Raw genomic sequence first — 18,300 nt, 5'->3', positions numbered from 1 at the left:
CGCAAAGGAAAAGGCGCCCCCGACCGGAGGCGCCTTTTCTTGTTTCTCCTTCCCTCAGGCTTTGAAATCGGCTGGTATGAGGGCATCGGGGAGGTTCTGGTAGGAAACGGGTCGCAGGAAGCGGCGGATGGAGAGGGTTCCGACCGATGTTGCGCCGAAATTGGTACTGGCGGGGTAAGGGCCGCCATGGACCATGGCATCGGCGACTTCCACGCCGGTCGGGAAGCCGTTGACCAGCACCCGGCCGGCCTTGCGCTCCAGCACCGGCAAGAGGGCTTTCGCCGCTTCGGTATCGCCTTCGTCCATATGGATCGTCGCGGTCAGCTGGCCCTCGAAGCCGCGCGCGAGGCGCTGCATCGCGGCCAGCGACTCCACCCGCACCACCAGCGCCAGCGGGCCGAACACCTCTTCCGACAGCGTGTGATCGGCGAGGAACTGATCGCCCGTGGTCTCGTAAAGGTTGGGCGAGGCCTGGCGGCCGCCGGACTCTGTCTCGTAAAGCGGTTTCACGCTGTTGCGCACCTGAAAACGGGCCTGGCCGTCGCGGTAGGCCTTTGCGATGCCATCGGTCAGCATGGTCTGCGGCCCGGTTTTCGCCAGCGCCTCTTTCATCGCGCCAACCAGCCGGTCGGCATCAGCCCCGTCCACCACCACGGCGATGCCCGGATTGGTGCAGAACTGGCCGGCGCCCATGGTCAGCGAGGCGGCCCAGCCGGTGCCAAGCGCCTCGGCGCGGGCGCGGGCGGCCTCGGGCAGGATGAACATCGGGTTGACCGAGCCCAGCTCGCCGAAGAAGGGGATCGGTTCGGGGCGCGCCGCGCAGAGGTCAAAAAGCGCGCGGCCGCCGGCCAGCGAGCCGGTGAAGCCGACCGCCTTGATCAGCGGATGCTGCACAAGGGCGGCGCCGACCTCGCGATTGCCGCCCTGGATCAGGCTGAAGACGCCCGGATGGATACCACATCTGGTGATTGCTGCATGGACCGCCTCGGCGATGATCTCGCCGGTGCCGGGATGGGCAGAGTGGCCCTTGACGACGACCGGGCAGCCCGCAGCCAGCGCGGCAGCGGTGTCGCCGCCGGCGGTCGAGAAGGCCAGCGGGAAGTTCGAGGCCCCGAACACCGCAACCGGGCCGATCGGCCGCTCGACCAGTTTCAGATCGGGGCGCGGCAGCGGCTGGCGCTCGGGCAGCGCCGCGTCATGGCGGCGGTCGAGATAATCGCCCTTGCGGATATGGCTCGCGAAAAGGCGCAGCTGGCCGGTGGTGCGGCCGCGCTCGCCCTGGAGGCGCGCGGCGGGCAGGCCGGTTTCCGAGGACCCGATTTCGGTGATCGCCTCTGCGCGGGCCTCGATCTCATCGGCGATGGTCTCAAGAAAGACGGCGCGCTCGTCGCGGGTCGACCAGCCGAAGGACCAGAAGGCCTCCTCGGCTGCCTGCGCCGCAAGGTCAACCTGCGCAACCGTGCCGGTCGAAAACTCAAACCCCGCGCCCTGCGCAGGCTCCGAGCGGAACCTGCCCGCGCCCGAAACCCAGGCGCCTGCGATCAGATGTTTGCCATGCGGGGTGAATATCATGTCAGCCTCTTTCCTGGTCGCGGCGGCTGCGGCCGGATCGGGCCGGGGCAGCATTTGCCGGTAGTTGCCGACAGTATGTATACAGAACTGCGGGGCGCAATGACAAGCAGCCTTGCCCGGGCCTTGCGCTTCTCTGTCAGGGCACAAATGGAACACCTGGCCGGAATCCTGCCTGGGAAGTGATTGCCCTGTTTCCTGACAAAAATATTAAGGTATATTGGAGGCATGAATTTTCGCCCCGCAATGACCAGTGAGACGACCGGCATCGACCTGCTTGCGCCTTTGACCTGGCGCGAATTGCCGGGGGTGGTCACCGATGTCTGGCAGGTGGCGGTGGGCCGCAATGGTCAGGGCAGCTACCTGGCGCCGGATCCGAGGATCGTCGCGGTGCTGGGAGAGGGTGACAGCGAGATGCGGCTGGCCAATGGGCGCGGGCGGCGGGCGCAGCCGGTGCGGATCGGTTTTGTCCCTGCCGGGCTGGCGATGCGATCCAGTTTTCGCAGGCCAGGGCTGCTGGCGCATCTCGATATCCATCTGCATGAGGCGACACTTGCCGGGCGGCTGGTTTCGGCCGGTATCGACCCGGCGGCGCTGATCCATACGCCCTTGATGCTGGCCGCGCTGGCGCCGGCCGAGGCGCTGGCGGCGGCGATGGCCGAGGAGATCCGGGCCGCGAGTTTCAGCGCCGCAGCCCTGGACGGTATTCTGGATAAATTGCTTATGGCGCTGTTCGGAGAGGCCCGCCTGCCGCAGGCGCCACTCTACCGGGGCGGGTTGACGCCCGGGCAGCTGGCGCGGGTTGACCGGCTGATGCGCGAGGAGCTGCACCGCCCGGTGACGGTTGCGGAAATGGCGGCGGCGGTAGATCTCTCGGAAAGCTGGTTCGACCATGCCTGGAGCCAGAGCCGGGGAGAGCCTCCGCATCGCGCCCTGCAGCGCCTGAGGATCGAGCGCGCCAAAGAGCTGCTCGTGCAAAGCGATCAGAGCCTCGCCTCGGTCGCTCAGGATTCGGGTTTTGCCGATCAGGCGCATTTCACCCGCTCGTTCCGCAAGCAGACCGGGGCCACGCCAGGCCATTGGCGGCGCGACCAGACGGGGGCCAGGCGCTCCTGACCCTTCCGCTGCCCGGGAATGGCGGCCGACCTGGTGCAAAATTCCCGACAGTTTTAGTCAATACCGGGCCGCCGCCATGCTCTAGACGCGAGGCAAAGGGCAGAGCCGCCGGCGCTGCCCCGGGACTGTCACGCAGGGATCAGGCATATGACAACAAGACCATCTTTCCTTCGGCTTCTGGCGGGCACCACCGCGCTGAGCTGCGCCTTTGCTTTGCCGGCCATGGCCCAGGAAGAGCCGGTCGAACTGGGCACCATCACGCTGGAATATGAGGGCGCCGAAGCGGTGGGCAATGCGGTCAACCCGAACACGCTGTCGGGGATGAAGACCGCAACCAGCCTGACCGAGGTGCCGCAATCGGTCAGCGTTGTCGGGCGTGATTTCTTCGCGAAAGAACAGCCGCGCAAGGTGGACCAGATCCTGAACGGCATCGCCGGGGTACAGTCGCAGCTTTACGGTTATGACAGCGATACCAACTGGTTCTATATCCGCGGCTTCAACTCTTTCGACACCGGCGCCTTCATGGACGGGCTGTCGCTCTTCTCTTACAGCTTCGGCACCTTCTATATCGACCCTTTCCTGCTGGAGCGGGTCGAGGTGCTGAAAGGCCCGGCCTCGATGCTTTATGGCGCATCAAGCCCCGGCGGCGTGGTGAATTACGTCTCGCGGCTGCCCGACGGATCGACGGGAACCGCGCTTTCGTTCAGCGTTGACAGCGAGGGCCAGGCCCGCGCCTCGGTCGAAGGTTCGGGCAGCGATGGCGATACCCTTGCCTGGACCTATGGCATCCAGGCCACCCGCCAGGACGGCCATGGCATGTTCGATGCCGGGTTCGAGGGCGTGGCTTACGGTGCCGTCACCAAGAGCTTTGACGATGGCAGCCGGCTGACCTTCCACCTCTCTTATACCAAAATGGACGAGGACCATGTCGGCGGTCAGTTCCTGCCCTATTATGGCACGGTCGAAGCGGCCCCCTTCGGCTATCTGGCCGATTATTTCAACGCCGGCAGCCCGGGTCTTGATGAATACAAGCGTGACCAGCTGATCGCGACCGGCATCTATCGCCGCGATGTGGCGGGCTGGGCGATGGTCGATACGTTCCGCGTCGGCTATTCCGATCTGAAAGAGCATTTCCTCTATCCCTGGGGCTATACCACGGGCCAGATCCCGACCCCGACCGCAGATCTGAACCTGGTCAACTTTGCCCATCAAAGCAAAGCGACGATCCTGCAAAACGATCTGCGCTTCACCCGCGAATTCGACAATGGCGCGGTGCGGCATAAGCTTCTGTTCGGGCTGGATATGCGCCAGTACCGGCTGGATCAGTGGCAGGCCGTCGGATCGAGCATCCCGCTGGATCCGGTCAATCCTGATTATTCGGTGGTGCAGCCCCCGGGCCTCTTCGCGCCCTATATCGACAATATCAGCACGCAAAAGCAGCTGGGTCTTTACGCGCAGGACCAGATCGAATGGGGCGATGGCTGGATCGCGACGCTGAACGGGCGCTATGACATCGTCTGGTCGGATGTCGGGGACCGGGTCACCGGCGGCACCGACCTGTCGCGCCGCGACACTGCCTTTACCGGCCGCGTAGCGCTTGCGAAGAAGATGGGTGATGTGACGCCCTATGTCACCTTCGGCACCTATTTCAACCCGCAGACCCTGTCGGTCAGCTCGCTGCTGGCAGACCCCGAGACCGGCTACCAGGCCGAGATCGGGCTGAAATGGCAGCCGAATGAAAGCTCGCTGATCACCGTCTCGGCCTTTGATATCACCCGCAAGGATGTGTCGCAAAGCTATGTGAATGGCGGTGTCTTCGACTCGCGTACGCTGGGCAAGCTGCGCTCGAAAGGCATCGAGATCGAGGCGAATTACGCGCTGAACGACGAATGGCGGATGAAGCTCGCGGCGACGAAAATGTCGGTCGAGATCGAGGAATTCGGCGCCGATCCCTCCATCATCGGCAAGGTGCCGCAATCGGTGGCCGAGAGCTTTGGCAATCTGCAACTCCTGTGGACCCCGGCTGCGGTCGAGGGGCTGGAACTGCGCGCCGGCACCCGCTACCTGGGCTCGAGTTGGGCGGATAATGCCAATACGCTGAAAGTGGGCGATGCCTGGCTGCTTGATATCGGCGCCAGCTGGGCGATCAACGATCAGTGGTCGGCGGATTTCAACGTCACCAATCTCGCGGATGAGAAATATGTCTCCAGCTGCCAGACCTCCTGGGGGGTCTCGTCCTGCTGGCAGGGCGAGGGCCGGGTGGTGAGCCTGGGCGTGACCAGCCGCTTCTGACTGTCTCTCGATAATCCCGGGCGGGCGGCTGAGAAATCAGCCGCCCGTTTTGTTTGGGGTCTTGCGCAAAGGGCAATTGGCGCAGGTTTCGCCATTCACCGAAAGCCAGCGGCAGCAGCCGCCGCGACGGCGCACCGCACCGCGTTCCAGCCGCAGCTGGCGATTGGCAAAGGGCGCGCCGGGGGTGGTCAACACCGCCTGGCCGCGCTGATGCGCGCCGGCCTCCACCCAGCCCCAGGCCAGCCCGTCCCCGACGATCCGCCACAGCGCCGAGGGCGCCAGATTGCCGGTGAAGGCAAAAGCGCCGACCGCCGGCGCGAAAAGCCTCGCGACCGCCCCGGCGGCGGCCTCGGGGGGCAGCATGGCCAGCCGCGCCGCGCCGGGCGGTTCCCCGGGCAGGTCAAAGGTCAGACAGCCGCCCTCTGCCACCCGGGCCAGAAGCCGCATCCCGGTATCGGGCGGCAGCCCCGCGCCGCTGCAATCGCGCGCGGCAATCCATGGCCCCAGCACATGCGCCAGCACATTCATCACCCAGGCCGCATGGTCGCGCGGCCCCATCTCGGGCCTGACCCCGGCATTCATCGCAAAAAGCGCCGCCGCCACGGCGGTGCTGTCCTGGAGGTCAAAGGCGATTGCGCGTCTCATTCGATCCGGACCGGCCCCTGGCCCTCAAGCGCGGCCCCGATTGCCGGCTCCAGCCGGTCCAGCGCATAGGGCAGGCTCAAGAGCGAGGCATGCGACATCGCGCCCGTCAGCAGCTTGCCGGCAAAGATCTCGCGCCCGGCTTTGGCGGTGCGCAAAAAGGGGCGGGTGACGACACGGTCCGGTGCCGACATATCGCCATCGGCCATGGTCCAGAGGATCAGATCGGCCTCAAGAATGCCGATGGCCTCTTCCGACAAAGGCAGCGAAAAGCCGTCGCCGCCCTGCTGCTCCGCCAGCCGTTCGGGCATCGAAAAGCCCAGCCGCGCCATGATCTGCACCCGCACATCCGAGGCGGTATAGGCGCCGAGACCGCCCCCAAGGAACCACACGACGCTGGCGCTGCGCCGCTGCCAGTCGGGATGGGCGTTGCGCAGGGCCGTGATCCGCGCATTGATCGCGGCGACCTGGGCTTTCGCCTCGGTCTCGCGCCCGATGGCGCGGCCGGCGATCACAGCGCGCTCCTCCCAGGGCAGCGAGAAATCACCCATGCCCGCCGGCACCGCCACCACCGGCGCGATGCGGCTGAGCTGGGCGTAATCGGCCGAGCCGATCCCCGACCAGAGCGCGATGATCACATCGGGATCCTGCGCCGCGATCTGTTCGTAATTGATCTCGCCGCGCAGGATCGAGGGCACCCTGGTCGACAGGGCCGAAGCCCAGGGCCAGAGCGCGCCCGGAAAATCACCATACCAGTCGCGGATCACCACCGGCTGCACCCCAAGGGCCAGCAGGTCATCGGCGCCGGTGAAATCGACGGAAGCCACCCTTGCGGGCCGTTCGGGGATGGTGGTCTCGCCGAATTTATGCGCGATGGTCAGCGGGAAATCCTGTGCCAGGGCCGGGGCGGCGGTCAGGGACAAAAGCAAAGCGAGGGCTTTCATTCCGGCTTTCTCCCAAAGCTGCGGATCATCAGGAAGGCCATCAGCGGCGCGCCGGCCAGCGCGGTCACAAGGCCCGCCGGCACCTGCGCGGGTGCAAAGAGGGTGCGCCCCGCCAGATCGGCCAGCCCGGTCAGCCCGGCGCCCGCCGCCCAGGACAGCGCCAGATGCAGGCCGGGGCCGGCCGGTGCCAGCCTTGCGGCCAGATGCGGCGCGACAAGACCGGTAAAGGCAATCGGCCCCACCACCGAGACCGAGGCCGCCGCCAGTGCCGCCGCCCCCGCCATCAGGGCCATGCGGCTTTGCCCGGCGCGGTGCCCCAGCGTGGTGGCCAGCTCATCCCCCAGCCGCAGCACCGCCAGGGGCCGGACCGCCAGCAGCGCGATCAGGCCGGCAAGCGGCGTCAGCCAGGCCAGCAGCCAGACCGCGCTCCAGCCGGCATTGCGCACCGAGCCCGCGATCCAGGCCAGCGCCGAATGCGCCTCATTCACGCCGCCATAGGTCAAAAGCGCCGTGGTCATAGCGCCAAGGAAGGCCGCGACCCCGATCCCGATCAGCAAAAGCCGCACCGGCCCGGCGCCGTCGCGCTCAATGGACAGCGCGAGGATCAGCCCGGCAATGCCCAGCCCGCCCGCAAAGGCCGCCGCCGGTCGCCAGCTGTCGCCCCAGTTGCCTCCAAGGCCCGGCGCCAGCACCGCCAGTGCGATCACCGTCAGTGCAGCGCCCTGGCTGATCCCCAGCAGCGCCGGATCGGCCAGCGGGTTGCGGGTGGCACCCTGGGTCAGCGCTCCGGCAAGGCCCAACAGCCCGCCGGCCAGCAACGCGACCAGCGCGCGGGGCAGGCGGAACTCGCCCGTCACCAGCAGCGCCTGGGCGTCGCCCGATCCGAACAGCGCCGCCAGCGCCGCGCGGGGCGAAGGCCCGTCCGATCCCAGCACCACACTCGCCACCAGCAGCGCCGCCAGCGCCAGGATCATCAGCGCCAGCGCGATCAGCCCGGGGCACGAAGGTTCCAGCGCGAGGCGCCCGCCAAAGGCCGAAAGCCGCACCTGCCTCATGCCCGCATCCTCACCAGTGCCACCAGAACCGGCGCGCCGATCAGCGCGGTCAGGATGCCGGCAGAGACCTCGACCGGGGCGATCAGCACCCGCGCGAGCGTATCGGCCAGCACCAGATAGGCGGCGCCAGCCAGCATCGAAAGCCGCAGGAGGCGGCTTTGATCCATCGGCCCGGTCAGGCGCAGAAGATGCGGCACGGTCAGCCCGACAAAGCCAAGGGGGCCGGCCATCGCCACCGCCGCCGCCGTCATCACCACCACCGAGGCCAGCGCCATCGCGCGCAGCCGCCCCGGGTTCAGGCCCAGCCCGGTTGCGGCCTCATCCCCCATGGTGAGGATGGTGAGACGTGGCCCCACCAGTGCCGCCAGTGCGAGGCCCGCCAGCGCCCAGGGGGCGATCCAGGCCAGCACCGGCAGCCGCAGCCCGGCGAGTGATCCGGAAAGCCAGATCCGCATATCCTCGAAAGCCCGTGCATCCATCAGCGAGATCAGTGTCGTCAGCGCCACGAGGAAGGCCGTCACCGCCGAACCGGCCAGGGCGGGCAGCAACAGCCCGCCCCCGTCGCCTGCGGCGCGCACCAGCGCCCAGACGAGGCCGGCGCCCGCAAGGCTGCCAAGTGCGGCCAGCGGCGCCAGCCAGTCGGGCGAGGCGAGCGCGGGGATGGTGCGGCCCAAAAGCACCGCCAGCGCCGCCCCGGCCAAAAGACCGAACAGCCCCGGCTCGGCCAGCGGGTTTCGGGTCACCGCCTGCATCAGCACACCTGCCGCTGCCAGCCCCGCCCCGGCCAGTGCGGCAGCAATGGCGCGGGGCAGGCGCAGCTCACGCACCACCGCCGCCTCGAAACTGAGGTCATCACCGCCGCTCAACCCCTGCCAGACCTGCGACAGCGGCATGGAAACCGCGCCGAATGTCAGATGCAGCGCCAGTGCGGCGATCAGCGCGGCGGCAAGGAGCAGCGGCAGTCTCGCCCGGCCTGTCGTCATACCCTTGTGCCGCGCGGCAGGCAGACCGGGCGGCCGGTCAGCGGATCTTGCAGGATATCGGCGCTCAGCCCGAAGATCGCCGCCAGGGTCTCCGCCGTCATCACCGCGTCCGGCGGTCCATCCGCAAGGATGCGGCCGTCCTTCATCATCACCATCCGGTCGGCGAAAGCCGCCGCCAGGTTCAGCTCATGCAGCACCACCAGCACCGTCGCGCCGGCCTTTGCCCGCCGCGCAAGGATCGCCATGATCTCCATCTGCACCGAGAGGTCGAGCCAGGTCGTCGGCTCGTCAAGCATCAGGATGCCGGTCTCCTGCGCCAGCACCATCGCGATCCAGCAGCGCTGGCGCTGGCCGCCCGACAGCGCCTCGACCGGGCGGTCGGCCAGCGTTGTCACGCCCGTCTCCGCCATGGCGCGGGCGATCGCGGCGTCATCCTCGGGCGACCAGCTGCGCAACAGTCCGCGCCAGGGGTGGCGGCCAAGCGCGATCAGGTCGCGCACCCGCAGCCCTTCGGGCAGGACCGGGCTTTGCGGCAACAACGCCATGGCGCGCGCCGCCTCGCGCCCGCCCAGCCGGTCCAGCGGCCGCCCGCCAATGCTGACCCCGCCCGATGACGGTGGCAACAGGCGGGCGATGGTTTTCAGAAGCGTCGATTTCCCGCAGCCATTGGGGCCGATCAGCACGGTCAGCGCCGCCGGCCGGATCTCAAGCGTCAGATCATGCAGCACCTGGCGCCCGCCACGCAGAACCGAGAGGGAGCGGACCGCGATAAGACCGGCCCCGGATCCGGTTTCGTATCCGGGGTTGGATGCGGCACTCGTTCCGCTGTGCATCGCTGTTCCGTTCTGCACCACTTGCCCGATTTCCAACTAAGTTTGTCAGGTATAGGGTCGATCTGTCAGAGTTTCCCCGATGTGGCAAGCCGGGCCGGGAAAGCGTTGCCGCCGGTTGCTGCGTTTTACAGCAGTTCTGTTCAAAAACCGCCTGCGCCGGGCCAGAGGGGCGGTCAGAAGCCTGCGGTGCTTTGCCAGCTGTCGGGCGGCGCCTTGCCGGCATAGGCGGCGAGGAAGATCCGCACCGCATCGGCGGCGAGGGCGGTAATGGCGGCCTCATCGGGCGGCTCGCGCAGCACGCCGAACAGGCGCTGGCGCCAGACCCCGGCCATGGCGAGTTCGGTGAATTGTTGCGCGGCGCGGATGGGCTCGGGGGTTGCGAGAACGCCGGCTTCGGTCGCCTCGGCGAGCCAGCGCGCCAGCCGGCCCAGCACATGGCGCCCGCCCGCATCGTAAAAGCGCTGCGCGAGATCGGGCATCCGCTCGGCCACGGCGACGACGATCCGCTGGGCGCGCAGCATCTCGTCCGAAGTCAGCACGGTCACCAGGGCCACCGCATAGGCGGTCAGCTTTGCGGCCACATCGCCCGGGCCGGAAAGCGCAAAGCCCAGCTGGCCGGTCAGCCGGTCGCGCTGCTGCTCGACCAGGGCGACGAAAAGGTCCTCCTTGCCCTGGAAATAGACATAGAGCGTGCCTTTCGACACCAGGGCTGCGCGGCAGATGCCGTTCATCGTCGTCGCGTCAAAGCCATGCGCGCGGAACTCTGCCCAGGCGCCGGCAAGGATCTGGTCGCGCTTGCGCGGATCGGTGCCGGCAGCATGGCGTTTCGCGCGCATGGCAGGGCTGGGCAGAACGGGGCTGGGCAGAACGGGGTTGGGCAGCGGCTTTGTCATGGGGGCAATATAATCGAACCGAGTGGTTCGATGGAATATTGAATCTCCCGAAATACAGGATTATCTGGGGGTATCGAACCGTTGGGTTCAGTTATTTTCAGCCGGGTGAGTCTCTCATGTCCCGTCACGAACGCCCCGAAAACAGCCAGCCGGATACTGCCACCGGCCCCGTCGTCACCGCCGCAGTGCCGCCTGCCGCGCCCGCGAAATCGGGGCGCCGGAAATATGTGCTGGGTGGCCTTGCTTTGGCCGTCTTGCTGGCGGGGGGCTATCAGGGCTGGTCCTGGTGGACCAATGGGCGGTTTCTGGTCTCGACCGATGATGCCTATGTCCAGGCGGATCTGTCGCTGATCTCGTCCAAGATCACCGGCTATGTCTCTGAAATCGCTGTCACTGCCAACCAGCATGTGACAATGGGCGATGTGCTCTTTCGCATTGATGATGGCGATTACCGCATCTCGCTGGAACAGTCCGAGGTCAAACTGACCGAACTGACCGCAACGCTTGCCCGGATCGACGCCCAGGTCGATGCGGCCGAAAGCGCCGTCACCCAGGCAGAGGCGCAGCTGGCGGCCTCGGATGCGGTGCTGACGGCGGCGAAAAGCAATGCCGGGCGGGTGAGGGGCCTTGCCGAGCGGCGGGTGTCTAGTCAGGCCGATCTCGACAACGCCAATGAAGCGCTGGCGACCGCTGAGGCGAATCGCACCGCAGCCCTGGCGGCGATTACCGGCGCGAAGGCCCAGGTCGAGGTGCTGAAGGCGCAGCGGGTCGAGACCGCCGCGACCCGGCGCGAACTGGAGCTGGCCGTCGCCCAGGTGCAGCGCGATCTGGAATTCACCGTGATGCGGGCGCCCTTTGACGGCACGGTCGCCAATATCGCCATAAAACAGGGCGAACTGGTCAGCGCCGGCGCGCGTCTGGCGGCGGTGGTCCCCGACCATGGGCTTTATGTCGAGGCCAATCTGAAAGAGACCCAGCTCGCCGAAATCCGCGTTGGCCAGACCGCCCTCGTGGGGATCGACGCGCTGGACGGGCATGAGGTCAAGGGCCGCGTCGTCTCGCTGGCACCCGCCACGGGCGCCGTGTTTTCCCTGCTGCCGGCCGAGAATGCCACCGGCAATTTCACCAAGATCGTGCAGCGGGTGCCGGTCAGGATCGAACTGCCGGAAGCGACAAAGGGCCTGCGTGCCGGGCTCTCGGTAGAGGTTTCCATCGACACCCGCACCGGCGGGCCAGAGGCCGCAGCAAGCGGAGCCGAGTAATGTCCGTCGCCGCAAGCCTGGCAGAGCCGGAGATGTCGCCGCGCCGGGTCGCGGCGTTTCTGGTCATGGTGTTCGGGATGTTCATGGCGATCCTCGACATCCAGATCGTCTCGGCCTCATTGCCGGAAATCCAGGCGGGGCTGGGGGCCTCGTCGGATGAAATCTCATGGGTGCAGACTTCCTATCTGATCGCCGAAGTGGTGATGATCCCGCTTTCGGGCCTCCTGGGCCGGATGATGTCGACAAAATACCTGTTTGCGCTGTCGGCGGCGGGGTTTACGGCGGCCTCCTTCCTTTGCGCCACCTCGACCTCGATCAATGAGATGATCCTGTGGCGCGGCGTCCAGGGGTTCCTCGGCGGCGGCATGATCCCCTCGGTCTTTGCGGCGGCCTTCACCATCTTCCCGCCATCAAAGCGCAATGTGGTCTCGCCGATGATCGGGCTGGTGGCGACGCTGGCTCCGACGGTCGGGCCAACGGTCGGCGGCTATCTGAGCCATGCGCTGTCCTGGCACTGGCTGTTTCTGGTGAACGTCCCCGCCGGCATTGCGGTGACCATCGGCGTCCTCGCTCTGGTCGATTTCGACGAGCCCGACTGGTCGCTCTTTCAGAAATTCGACTGGACCGGCCTTGTCGCCCTGGCCGCTTTCCTCGGCGCGATGGAATATGTGCTGGAGGAAGGCCCCAATAATGACTGGTTCCAGGATGAGGTGGTCGCGACCCTTTTCGTCGTGATGGTCGCGGGCGGCATCCTCACCTTCTGGCGCGCTTTCACCCGCGAAGAGCCGGTGGTGGATTTCTCGGCCTTCTCCAACACCAATTTTGCGGTCGGATCGGTGTTCTCCTTCGTGATGGGGATCGGCCTTTACGGCATGACATATCTCTACCCGCTCTATCTCTCGGCGGTGCGCGGCTATGACAGCCTGATGATCGGCGAGACGGTGTTTGTCTCGGGCCTTGCCATGTTCTTCACTGCGCCTTTCGCGGGGATGCTGGCGTCAAAGATCGACCTGCGCGTCATGCTGCTGGCTGGCTTTATCGGCTTTGGCAGCTCGTCCTGGATGCTGACCCATATGACCGCTGACTGGGATTTCAACGAGCTGTTCTGGCCCCAGGTGCTGCGCGGCATCTCGCTGATGATCTGCATGGTGCCGATCAACAACCTGGCGCTTGGCACATTGCCGCCGGCAAAGATGAAATCGGCCTCGGGGCTTTACAACCTGATGCGCAACCTGGGCGGCGCGGTGGGGCTGGCAATGATCAACACCATCCTGACCGACCGCCGCGCGCTGCACACGGCCCGGCTGGATGAGGCGGTGAACTGGGCCAATCCCGAGGCGCTGCGGCAGCTTGAGATGATGCGCCAGAACCTGGCGGCCAACGGGCTGAACCCGGATGCGGCGCTGGCGCAGATGGCGGGGAAAGTGGCGGGGCAGGCGGCGATCATGTCCTTCATCGACATCTTCACGCTGCTGACCGTTCTTTTCATGGGGCTTGCGGTGATGGCGCTGGCAATGCGACCGCCGGCCCGGGCCGGAAGGGGTGCCAGTGGTGGAGGGGGCGGGCACTGACCGCCGCCGTCACCTTTGCGGGGCCCCCGCCCTCAGTCGCGCGCAAAATCTTGACAATTTGTGACTTTAGCGCGACGGAAGGCGGGCCGGGGCACGTTGTAGCCGTCAGCCAGGTGCAGTCTTTCCGCGTGGAAACTCTGCCCAAGCGATCCGGAGCGCCGCGCCCACGCGGCTATGCTGATGCGAGATCGCCTGATGACCATCCCTGCCTGTGCCACCGCCCTTGGTATCACAACTGTTGCGGCGGCGCTGATGCCCTCTGACGCGGCGCTGGCTGCGAAAGCGCCGGACTTCCTGATCAGCGGCCCGCATCATGCGCTGGCGCTTGGCCCGGCGCGGCGGCATTTGCCTGCCGGCCCGTTGGACGGGCTTGCCGCCCGGGCGGCGGCTTTCTTTGCGGCCGGGCATGACGGGCCGCAATTGCTGGCCGGTGCGGTCCCCTATCACCGCGAGGCGGCGGATTGCCTGTTCCAGCCCGGCACCCTTGTCGCGATGCCCCCCGGCTCCGGCGCTATCCCCGCCGCCCCGCGCGCCGCCCTCAGGATCCGGGCAGAGCCTCCCGCCCGCCATTATCGTGATGCGGTATCCGCTGCCGTCGCCCGCATCGCTGCGGGGGAATTTTCCAAGATCGTGCTGTCGCGCAGCCTGGTTCTCAGCGCCGATACGCCGCATGATCCCGAGGCGCTGTTCTCGATGATGCGGCGTGACGGGCTGGCGACGCTGTTCTCGGTGCCACTCAGGCCACGCGCCCCGGGCCGGCCGCGCCGCCTGATCGGCGCCACACCGGAGCTGCTGGTCGAGAAACGCGGATCGCTGGTTGCCTCGCATCCGCTGGCCGGATCGGCGCGGCGCGCAACAGACCCGCAGTCTGATCGTGCGGCGGGCGAGGCGCTTTTGCGCTCGGACAAAGACCGGCGCGAACATGCGATGGCGGCCGAGATGGTGCTGGACACGCTGGTGCCCTTCTGCGCGACGCTGGCCGCACCCGATGGGGTGACGCTCAGCGCAACCGCGCGGATGTGGCATCTGGGGACACGGATCGAGGGCGTGCTGCGCGACCCTGCCACGCCCTGTGCGGATCTCCTCGCGGCCTTGCATCCGACACCTGCCGTTTGCGGCCTGCCGCGCGCGGCGGCCGAGGCGGCGCTGCCCGAACTTGAAGGCTATGCCCGCGACTTTTATGCCGGCGCTGTCGGCTGGCTTGAGGCCAATGGCGATGGTTGCTGGTATCTGGCGCTGCGCTGCGCCGAGATCGAGGGGACCGAGGCGCGGCTTTATGCCGGGGCCGGGATCGTCCTGGGGTCCGACCCCGAAGCGGAAGAGGCCGAGACGGGTGCCAAATTCCTGGCAATGCTGGCCGCTTTCGGGCAGGACAGCGATGGGAAAATCGGGGAATAACCATGGCCGGCCTGCCGCAGATCCAGCCCTATCCACTGCCCATACTTGCGGAAATCCCGCCCTCGCGCGGGCCGTGGCGCTTGCAGCCCGCCCGCGCGGCGCTGTTGATCCATGATATGCAGCGCTATTTCCTGCGCCCCTATGCGGCAGGGACCAGCCCCATCGCGCCCGCCATCGCCAATATTGCAACGCTGGCCGCAGCCGCCCGCGCCGCTGGCCTGCCGGTCTTCTACACCGCGCAAGAGGGCGACCAGGACCGCCGCGACCGGGGCCTCCAGGCCGATCTCTGGGGGCCGGGCATGTCGGCAGACCCCGACCACCAGGCGATCATTCCGGAACTCGCGCCGGAGCCTTCCGATTTCGTGCTGGTCAAGCACCGCTATTCCGCCTTTCAGCGCTCGAATCTGGAACACCTGATGCGGGTCCGGGGGCGCGATCAGCTGATCATCTGCGGCGTCTATGCCCATATCGGCTGTCTGATGACCGCAGGCGAGGCCTTCCAGCGTGATATCGAACCCTTCATGGCCGCCGATGCGCTCGCGGATTTCAGCCGGGCCGAGCATGATATGGCGCTGGAATGGGTGGCCGGGCGCTGCGGTGTGGTGCAACTGACCGATGCGCTGCTGTCGGCGCTGGAGGGGTAAGAGATGCGGCTGACGGGGTTTGAGAACCGGCTGGCTCTGGTGACCGGGGCCGGCGGTGGTATCGGTCGCGCGGTGGTGGCGGCGCTCCTGGAGGCGGGCGCGCGGGTGGTGGCGACCGATCTCGCGGTGCCCGATCTGGCGCCGGCGCCCGGTCTGGTGCTGCGGGCGCTGGATGTTTCCGATTCTGCGGCGGTGGAGCATCTGGTCACGCAAACCGAGGCGACGCTTGGCCCGGTGCATTTCGGTGTCTCGGTCGCGGGCGTGCTGGCGACCGGGCTGGTGACCGAGACCAGCGATGCCGACTGGCGGCGGGTGTTTTCGGTGAATGCGGATGGTGTTTTCCACCTGACGCGGGCGCTGGCGCGGGTGATGGGGCCAAGGGGTGCGGGCGCGCTGGTTGCGGTCTCGTCCAATGCGGCCGGGGTGCCGCGCTACGGCATGGCGGCTTATGCGGCGTCAAAAGCGGCGGCGACGATGTATATGCGCGCTTTGGGGATGGAGCTGGCGGCCCAGGGCATCCGCTGCAATATCGTGGCGCCGGGCTCGACCAGAACGCCGATGCAGACCGGCATGTGGGAAGATGCCTCGGGCGAGGCGCGGGTGATCCGGGGCATTCCCGAACAGTTCAAACCCGGCATTCCGCTGGGCAAGATCGCCGAGCCCGAAGATGTCGCCAATGCGGTGATGTTCCTGCTGTCCGATCAGGCTGGCCATGTCACCATGGCTGACCTTTACGTTGATGGTGGCGCCACGCAGCAGGCCTAGACGCCCCAGATCCGGCGCGCATTTCCCGACAGGATCGCGGTGCGCTCGGCCGTGGTCAGGTCGGCCAGCAGCGCATGGCTCGCCGCCACCCATTCCGCCAGCCCGGACTGCAGTGTGACGACCGGGCTGTCCGACCCCCAGACCAAACGCGCAGGGCCGAAGGCCTCCAGCACATGCGCAACCCAGGGGCGGAGCGTCTCCAGGCTCCAGCCGCCGCCGGTATAGGTCGGCAGGCCGGAAAGCTTGAGGCTCACATTTGGCCGCCGCGCGAGATCGGTGATCGCCGCCGCCCAGGGGGCGAAAGCGCCGCCGGCAATATCGGGCACACCGCAGTGATCCAGCACGAAGCTGACCTCGGGCGCTGCATCGGCCAGGGCGGCGCCAAGCGGCAATTGCCGTGCCAGCAGACACAGATCGAAAGGCAGGCCGGTGGGGCCGAGCCGGCGGATATTCTCGCGAAAGAGCGGCTGCTCTGACAGACCATCCGGCATCACATGCAGAACCCGGCGGATGCCTTTGACCACGCCCCGGTCCTGCGCGTCGAGCCAGGCGGCAAAGCCCGCAGCCTCGGGCCTCGCCGATGAGATCGCGCCGCGGATCAGGCTGCCGGGCCGCGCCATCAGATCCGCCACAAAAGCGGTCTCGGCGCCGATCTGGTCTTCTGCCACATCGACTTCCATATGCAGCACATCGGTGATGCCGCAGCGTCGCGCCAGCGATTCATACTCCTCATAACGCCAGTCGCGATCCAGTGCCGGCACGCCGGCAAGCCAGGGATAAGCCAGCCGGCTGCGGTCGATCAGGTGAAGATGGGTGTCGAAGATCATGCTTCCTCCTCATCCGCGTCACGCGGCAATGGCGGCGCTATCATAACGACGGAATCCGGCGTCCGGGCGACAGTGTTACTTGACTCACTGCCTTGTGTCACGTTTAACTATGAAAAGATGTTCTGAATATGAAATCGCGCGGCTGCAGGAGGCGGCCCCGGGGCATCGCAACGGGAGGAGATACCATGAAGGGATTCGGGGCCGGCTCTGTGCTGGCACTGGTGGCCAGCTTCGGTTTCGCACCGGCAGCCATGGCCGAAGGCGAATTCGCCGGCGTCACCATCGAGGCCAAGCTGATCGGGGGGCAACAATACGAGGCTCTCTACAGCCGCATTGCCGACTGGGAAAAGGCGACTGGCGCCACGGTCAAAATCATCAGCCAGAAAAACCATTTCGAGCTGGATAAGGAATATAAGGCCGATATCGCCGCCGGGACGACCGGCTGGTGCGTCGGGTCGAACCATTCGTCCTTTGCCTCGCAATACCCGGCGCTGTTCACCGATCTGGCGGCGCTGGTGCCGGCAGAATCGATTGCCGGTTTCGTGCCTGCAAACATCACTGCGGCCACCATCGACGGCAAACTGACCATGCTGCCGCGCGCACAATTCGACGTCTCGGCGCTGTATTACCAGAAGTCGCTCTATGCCGATCCGGCAAAGGCCGAGGCCTGGAAGGCCAAGACCGGCAAGGATCTCGCTCCGCCGGAAACCTGGGACGAGTTCCGCGATCAGGCGATCTTCTTCGCCGATCCGCCGAATTTCTACGGCACCCAATATGCCGGCAAGGATGAGGCGATCAACGGCCGTTTCTATGAGCTGGTCGTCGCCAATGGCGGCAAGATGTTCAATGATGACATGTCGCCCGCCTTCAATTCGCCCGAGGGCAAAGAGGCGCTGCAATGGTTCGTTGACCTTTACAAGGCCGGCGCGGTGCCTCCGGGCACCACCAACTATCTCTGGGACGATCTGGGTAATGGTTTCGCCTCCGGCACCGTCGCGCTGAACCTGGACTGGCCGGGCTGGTCGGGCTTCTTCAATGATCCTTCGGCTTCGAAAGTTGCCGGCAATGTCGGCGTCGCGCCGGCACCGAAGGGTTCGGCAGGGGTTCGGACCGGCTGGTCGGGTTTCCACGGCTTCTCGGTCACCGAGTCTTGCGCCAATAAAGAGGCCGCCGCCTCGCTGGTCGATTTCCTGACCAATGAAGACAGCCAGAAGCTGGAATCGGCGCCGGGCCCGCTGCCCTCGCGCACCGCAGTCTGGGAATATGTGATTGAGCAGGCCAAGGATGACCCCTACAAGTCCGAAGTCCTCGCCGCCTTCCAGGAAACCGCGCTGACTGCCTTCCCGGTGCCGCCGACCCCTTACTGGATCGAATCCGGCAACCTGATCTTCCCGGAATTGCAGGCCGCGATCCTTGGTGACAAGACCGTCGATCAGGCGCTGGAGGATGCCTCCGCCGCCGTTGACGATCTGATGCGCGAGAACGGCGTCTACTGATCCTCGTGAT

The 18,300-nt window shown here is 66.7% G+C and carries 16 protein-coding genes; 8 read left to right on the top strand and 8 right to left on the bottom strand.

The window, feature by feature from the left end; all coding sequences use genetic code 11:
• Positions 1-54 precede the first annotated feature (54 nt).
• Positions 55-1,572: an aldehyde dehydrogenase (NADP(+)) gene (locus DRF71_RS21835; RefSeq protein WP_112310709.1), complete on the bottom strand. Its 1,518-nt coding sequence runs from the start codon at positions 1,570-1,572 to the stop codon at positions 55-57.
• 243 nt (positions 1,573-1,815) lie between these two features.
• Between DRF71_RS21835 and DRF71_RS21830 the strand changes: the two genes are divergently transcribed.
• A complete protein-coding gene (locus tag DRF71_RS21830; protein WP_157971238.1) occupies positions 1,816-2,685 on the top strand; it encodes an AraC family transcriptional regulator in 870 nt (289 codons plus the stop codon).
• 147 nt (positions 2,686-2,832) lie between these two features.
• Complete coding sequence (locus DRF71_RS21825; protein ID WP_112312616.1) at positions 2,833-4,977, top strand: TonB-dependent siderophore receptor; 2,145 nt, start codon at positions 2,833-2,835, stop codon at positions 4,975-4,977.
• A 36-nt stretch (positions 4,978-5,013) separates the two neighbouring features.
• Here the strand turns inward: DRF71_RS21825 and DRF71_RS21820 are convergent, their stop codons facing one another.
• The 6 genes from DRF71_RS21820 to DRF71_RS21795 form a co-directional block, all read right to left on the bottom strand.
• On the bottom strand, positions 5,014-5,622 hold the full coding sequence (locus DRF71_RS21820) for a hypothetical protein (RefSeq protein ID WP_112312615.1): 609 nt from the start codon (positions 5,620-5,622) through the stop codon (positions 5,014-5,016).
• Entirely contained in the window at positions 5,619-6,563 is a 945-nt protein-coding gene (locus DRF71_RS21815) for an ABC transporter substrate-binding protein (RefSeq protein ID WP_112312614.1), read from the bottom strand. Before DRF71_RS21815 ends, DRF71_RS21820 begins: the two co-directional genes overlap by 4 nt.
• A complete protein-coding gene (locus DRF71_RS21810) occupies positions 6,560-7,618 on the bottom strand; it encodes a FecCD family ABC transporter permease (protein ID WP_112312613.1) in 1,059 nt (352 codons plus the stop codon). The genes DRF71_RS21815 and DRF71_RS21810 overlap by 4 nt, the downstream gene beginning before the upstream one ends.
• On the bottom strand, positions 7,615-8,601 hold the full coding sequence (locus tag DRF71_RS21805) for a FecCD family ABC transporter permease (protein ID WP_112312612.1): 987 nt from the start codon (positions 8,599-8,601) through the stop codon (positions 7,615-7,617). The genes DRF71_RS21810 and DRF71_RS21805 overlap by 4 nt, the downstream gene beginning before the upstream one ends.
• Positions 8,598-9,434, bottom strand: a complete 837-nt coding sequence (locus DRF71_RS21800; protein WP_112312611.1) for an ABC transporter ATP-binding protein — start codon at positions 9,432-9,434, stop codon at positions 8,598-8,600. Before DRF71_RS21800 ends, DRF71_RS21805 begins: the two co-directional genes overlap by 4 nt.
• Before the next feature lie 173 nt (positions 9,435-9,607).
• Complete coding sequence (locus tag DRF71_RS21795) at positions 9,608-10,327, bottom strand: TetR/AcrR family transcriptional regulator (RefSeq protein ID WP_232831628.1); 720 nt, start codon at positions 10,325-10,327, stop codon at positions 9,608-9,610.
• A 116-nt stretch (positions 10,328-10,443) separates the two neighbouring features.
• On the opposite strand from DRF71_RS21795, the gene DRF71_RS21790 reads away from it, so the two are divergent.
• The 5 genes from DRF71_RS21790 (at position 10,444) to dhbA (ending at position 15,967) form a co-directional block, all read left to right on the top strand.
• Complete coding sequence (locus DRF71_RS21790; RefSeq protein ID WP_112312610.1) at positions 10,444-11,589, top strand: HlyD family secretion protein; 1,146 nt, start codon at positions 10,444-10,446, stop codon at positions 11,587-11,589.
• Positions 11,589-13,160: a DHA2 family efflux MFS transporter permease subunit gene (locus tag DRF71_RS21785; protein ID WP_112312609.1), complete on the top strand. Its 1,572-nt coding sequence runs from the start codon at positions 11,589-11,591 to the stop codon at positions 13,158-13,160. Before DRF71_RS21790 ends, DRF71_RS21785 begins: the two co-directional genes overlap by 1 nt.
• Before the next feature lie 195 nt (positions 13,161-13,355).
• Positions 13,356-14,558, top strand: coding sequence for an isochorismate synthase (locus DRF71_RS21780; protein ID WP_112312748.1), 1,203 nt, complete (start codon positions 13,356-13,358; stop codon positions 14,556-14,558).
• Between the two features lie 2 nt (positions 14,559-14,560).
• The gene (locus tag DRF71_RS21775) at positions 14,561-15,202 is read left to right on the top strand and encodes an isochorismatase family protein (protein ID WP_112312608.1); all 642 of its coding nucleotides are present in this window, start codon (positions 14,561-14,563) and stop codon (positions 15,200-15,202) included.
• Positions 15,203-15,205: 3 nt separating this feature from the next.
• Positions 15,206-15,967 carry a 2,3-dihydro-2,3-dihydroxybenzoate dehydrogenase gene (gene dhbA, locus DRF71_RS21770; RefSeq protein ID WP_112312607.1) on the top strand — a complete coding sequence of 254 codons (762 nt, stop codon included), beginning with the start codon at positions 15,206-15,208 and terminating at the stop codon, positions 15,965-15,967.
• On the opposite strand, the gene DRF71_RS21765 is transcribed toward dhbA, so the two are convergent.
• Complete coding sequence (locus DRF71_RS21765) at positions 15,964-16,794, bottom strand: amidohydrolase family protein (RefSeq protein ID WP_112312606.1); 831 nt, start codon at positions 16,792-16,794, stop codon at positions 15,964-15,966. The two genes, dhbA and DRF71_RS21765, sit on opposite strands and share 4 nt — an antisense overlap.
• A gap of 185 nt (positions 16,795-16,979) precedes the next feature.
• Here DRF71_RS21765 and DRF71_RS21760 point away from each other — a divergent pair, with 185 nt between their 5' ends.
• Entirely contained in the window at positions 16,980-18,290 is a 1,311-nt protein-coding gene (locus DRF71_RS21760) for an ABC transporter substrate-binding protein (protein WP_112312605.1), read from the top strand.
• Positions 18,291-18,300: the final 10 nt, after the last annotated feature.

Source organism: Pseudogemmobacter bohemicus, from assembly GCF_003290025.1.
In the GTDB taxonomy this organism is placed as follows: Bacteria; Pseudomonadota; Alphaproteobacteria; order Rhodobacterales; family Rhodobacteraceae; genus Pseudogemmobacter; species Pseudogemmobacter bohemicus.
This window is presented reverse-complemented; position numbering and strand designations above follow the sequence as displayed.

Bases quoted from the DNA above. Each gene is read 5' to 3' on its own strand.
- DRF71_RS21835 (WP_112310709.1), bottom strand. From the start codon at position 1,572: ATGATATTCACCCCGCATGGCAAACATCTGATCGCAGGCGCCTGGGTT.
- DRF71_RS21830 (WP_157971238.1), top strand. From the start codon at position 1,816: ATGACCAGTGAGACGACCGGCATCGACCTGCTTGCGCCTTTGACCTGG.
- DRF71_RS21825 (WP_112312616.1), top strand. From the start codon at position 2,833: ATGACAACAAGACCATCTTTCCTTCGGCTTCTGGCGGGCACCACCGCG.
- DRF71_RS21820 (WP_112312615.1), bottom strand. From the start codon at position 5,622: ATGAGACGCGCAATCGCCTTTGACCTCCAGGACAGCACCGCCGTGGCG.
- DRF71_RS21815 (WP_112312614.1), bottom strand. From the start codon at position 6,563: ATGAAAGCCCTCGCTTTGCTTTTGTCCCTGACCGCCGCCCCGGCCCTG.
- DRF71_RS21810 (WP_112312613.1), bottom strand. From the start codon at position 7,618: ATGAGGCAGGTGCGGCTTTCGGCCTTTGGCGGGCGCCTCGCGCTGGAA.
- DRF71_RS21805 (WP_112312612.1), bottom strand. From the start codon at position 8,601: ATGACGACAGGCCGGGCGAGACTGCCGCTGCTCCTTGCCGCCGCGCTG.
- DRF71_RS21800 (WP_112312611.1), bottom strand. From the start codon at position 9,434: ATGCACAGCGGAACGAGTGCCGCATCCAACCCCGGATACGAAACCGGA.
- DRF71_RS21795 (WP_232831628.1), bottom strand. From the start codon at position 10,327: ATGACAAAGCCGCTGCCCAACCCCGTTCTGCCCAGCCCCGTTCTGCCC.
- DRF71_RS21790 (WP_112312610.1), top strand. From the start codon at position 10,444: ATGTCCCGTCACGAACGCCCCGAAAACAGCCAGCCGGATACTGCCACC.
- DRF71_RS21785 (WP_112312609.1), top strand. From the start codon at position 11,589: ATGTCCGTCGCCGCAAGCCTGGCAGAGCCGGAGATGTCGCCGCGCCGG.
- DRF71_RS21780 (WP_112312748.1), top strand. From the start codon at position 13,356: ATGACCATCCCTGCCTGTGCCACCGCCCTTGGTATCACAACTGTTGCG.
- DRF71_RS21775 (WP_112312608.1), top strand. From the start codon at position 14,561: ATGGCCGGCCTGCCGCAGATCCAGCCCTATCCACTGCCCATACTTGCG.
- dhbA (WP_112312607.1), top strand. From the start codon at position 15,206: ATGCGGCTGACGGGGTTTGAGAACCGGCTGGCTCTGGTGACCGGGGCC.
- DRF71_RS21765 (WP_112312606.1), bottom strand. From the start codon at position 16,794: ATGATCTTCGACACCCATCTTCACCTGATCGACCGCAGCCGGCTGGCT.
- DRF71_RS21760 (WP_112312605.1), top strand. From the start codon at position 16,980: ATGAAGGGATTCGGGGCCGGCTCTGTGCTGGCACTGGTGGCCAGCTTC.